This is a genomic window from Trebonia sp., assembly GCF_049794275.1.
GTDB lineage: Bacteria > Actinomycetota > Actinomycetes > Streptosporangiales > Streptosporangiaceae > Trebonia.
Window position 1 is genome coordinate 1 of sequence record NZ_JBARCR010001253.1, and the last position, 2786, is coordinate 2786.

A 2786-nucleotide genomic window follows, 5' to 3' on the forward strand; every position below is an offset into this window, starting at 1 on the left:
GTGCACACCTCGCGCGTGTCTTCACCATCAGGCCACATGTGCACGATGCACGGACAACGCGGCGCCCGTGCGCGGGAGCCACGCATCGTGATCGTCTACGCTGCGACTCCGGCCGCCTTACCGTGCAGACCCGCGACCGTAGACCTAGACTTAGACAAGTTTGGTCACGCTCCGTGATTGTCCCTCGTCTTGTCTCACTATCTCTGTGTGCGCCTTACGTGCAGACGCGCGCGAGGCTGAGACAATGAGACGAGACAAATCGGTCACACACCGTTATGCAATAAACCGAGCATACGAAGAATGCTTGACTCTCTCTGCCACTGGCCACCCTGCTCGGGCTGGCCGAACGGCCCGGCGCCGCGCACGGCCTCGGACCCCTCGACCCCGCCCTAGTCCGCGACCTGGCCGCCACCGCCGCCGGCAGCCCGCACAGCCAATGGTGCATCACCATCACCGACAGCCAGGGAGTAGCCGTCGCGCACGGCTGCGCCAAGCCCGCCCGGACGAAGAAAAACCGGCCCGGCCCCCCGCCCGCCAGCCGCGACGGGCCCATCCCGTGGGCGTTCACCGCGACCGGCGACCCGGGACCGCCCGGCGGCTACGGCACCTGGACACTCACCCTGCCCGGCGGCCGCGAGTTCACCGTCCAACTCGAGCCCATCCCGGTGACCGACTGCGACCACCGGCACGAGTCGCGCGGCTACCAGCCCAGTGACACCCTCCGCCACCTCGTGCAGGTCCGCGACGGGACCTGCACCTTCCCGCCGTGCTCCCGGCATGCCCGCGAGTCCGACTTCGAGCACGCCGTCCCGTATGACAAGGGCGGCCGGACCTGCGCGTGCAATGGCGGCGCCAGAAGCCGCCGCTGCCACCGGGTCAAGCAATCCAAAGGCTGGACCGTCACCCAGCCCCAGCCCGGCTGGCACCAGTGGACCACCCCCGCCGGGCGAACCTACACCCAAGGACCGATGCAATACCCCGCGTTATATCGGCCGCACAGCAGCCTCTAGTGCGAGAGACTCGGCGCATGCACGCGGTTGTGTCGACCGTACGGATCGAGGATCTTGAAGCTGCTCGCGGGGCGCTGGCGGACCTTAGGCTCAGTCTGGTGCCGAGGGCGCCCGGATTCGTCAGCGCGTACTGGCTGGCGCCGGTTGACGGGATCGGCATGTCGGTCATTGTCTTCGACACGAAGGAACGCGCCGAGGAGGCCGTCAGGTATCCGGTTCCGCCGCTGCCTGGTGTCACCCCGCTAACAGTAGAAATCCGTGAAGTGTACGCCAGCGCTTAGCGGTGCCAGATGCGATCCGAGGCGAGCGCCGCGCCCTCGGCGAGGACGGCGAGCTTGGCCCACCCGAGTTCAGGGTGGATGCGGGAGCCGAACCCGCAGTCGGCGCCCGCGATGACGTTCTCGGGGCCGAGCCGGTCGGTGTAGCGGGTGATGCGCTCGGCGACCAGTTCCGGGTGCTCGATGAGGTTCGTGGAGTGCGTGACGACGCCGGGGATGAGGATCTTGCCGTCCGGCAGCTTGACGTCCTCCCACAGGTGATACTCGTGCTCGTGCCGCGAGTTGGCCGCCTCGATCAGGTAGGCGCCGGCCTTGACCTGGAGCATGATGTCCGCGATGTCCGCGAGCGGTATGTCGTTGGCGTGCGGGCCGTGCCAGCTGCCCCAGCACAGGTGGTACCGGATGCGGTCCTCTGGCAGGCCGTCCAGGGCGTGATTGAGCACCTCGATGCTGTCTTGCGCGTAGCGGCGGTACGAGTCCAGGTCGAACTCGGGGGAGCGGTCCCAGGCCGCCGGAACCCATGCGTCGTCCACCTGAAGGATGAACCCCGCGTCGATGATCGCCTTGTACTCCTGCCTGATGGTGTCGGCGAGGGCTCGCATCAGCTCGTCGTGGGTGGCGTAGTACTCGTTGCCGAGGCCCACCTCGATGCTGGCCGGAGCTACCACCGGCATGAACGCTTCCAGCGCGGGGTTGTCCCGCAACGCGTCCTTCAGGTTGGCTATGTCGCGCTGCACCGCCTCCGGCTTGTAGCGCAGCGGGCCTGTGACGACGGGCTCAGTAACTATAGAGCTGAAGAAGTACGTGTCCTCCATGTACCCGAAGATGCTGGCGTTGGCGTCAGCCCACGCGTAGAAGCCGGGGAACTGATCGCGGTCGCGGCCCTTCAGGAGCGGCTCGGCGTCCTGGGACCATTCCCGCCCCTCGATGCCGTCCATCCGGTCGCGGACGTACCACATCCACAGGGTCTTGCCGAACTCCCCGTCGTCTACGACGTCGATCCCGGCCCGCTCCTGGCGGGCGACAACCTCGGCGACCGCCGCGCGCAGTTCGGGGAGCACGTCTGGCGCCCACTCCCCGCGTTCCGTCATGGCCTTCGACAGTTCTCGCGGCCGCTGGAGTGCTCCAACGTGGGTGGTAAGGATCCGGTCAGTGCTCCGTTGCATTCGCCCTCCCTGGCCCCGTTGCCTAGAGCACCACAGTAAGTCCGGGGTGGCGCGCACGAAAGACCGGGATACCTCGCATAGCTAGCCGACCAGGACACAGGCGACCAGCACGGTCGCGGCGCTGACTTCGACGATCGCGCCGAATACGTCTCCGGTCATCCCGCCAAGCCGCCGCCGCGCCACCAGCTGGAGCAGCCCGCCGGCCAGCAGGCCGATGAGGGCGGCGACCAGCCCGCGAACAGCCAGTCCCGCACCGACCGACGCGAGCCCGGCGACCGCGATGGCGCAGCCGAGCAGCACGACGGTCGATGTCCTGGCCCGCCGACTCGTCC

General features: G+C 67.9%; 4 protein-coding genes. 2 read left to right on the forward strand and 2 right to left on the reverse strand.

The window, feature by feature from the left end:
- Positions 1-665: 665 nt before the first annotated feature.
- Complete coding sequence (locus WA805_RS30665) at positions 666-1010, forward strand: hypothetical protein (RefSeq protein WP_425244072.1); 345 nt, start codon at positions 666-668, stop codon at positions 1008-1010.
- Between the two features lie 98 nt (positions 1011-1108).
- The gene (locus WA805_RS30670) at positions 1109-1291 is read left to right on the forward strand and encodes a hypothetical protein (RefSeq protein ID WP_422284371.1); all 183 of its coding nucleotides are present in this window, start codon (positions 1109-1111) and stop codon (positions 1289-1291) included.
- Here the strand turns inward: WA805_RS30670 and WA805_RS30675 are convergent.
- Positions 1288-2454: a cobalamin-independent methionine synthase II family protein gene (locus WA805_RS30675; protein ID WP_422280796.1), complete on the reverse strand. Its 1167-nt coding sequence runs from the start codon at positions 2452-2454 to the stop codon at positions 1288-1290. The two genes, WA805_RS30670 and WA805_RS30675, sit on opposite strands and share 4 nt — an antisense overlap.
- Before the next feature lie 81 nt (positions 2455-2535).
- A partial coding sequence (locus WA805_RS30680; protein WP_425244073.1) for an adenosylcobinamide-GDP ribazoletransferase occupies positions 2536-2786 on the reverse strand: 251 nt, incomplete at its 5' end.

What these genes read in the sequence shown, in the direction of transcription:
- WA805_RS30675 (WP_422280796.1), bottom strand. Translation starts at nt 2,454, where the DNA reads ATGCAACGGAGCACTGACCGGATCCTTACCACCCACGTTGGAGCACTC.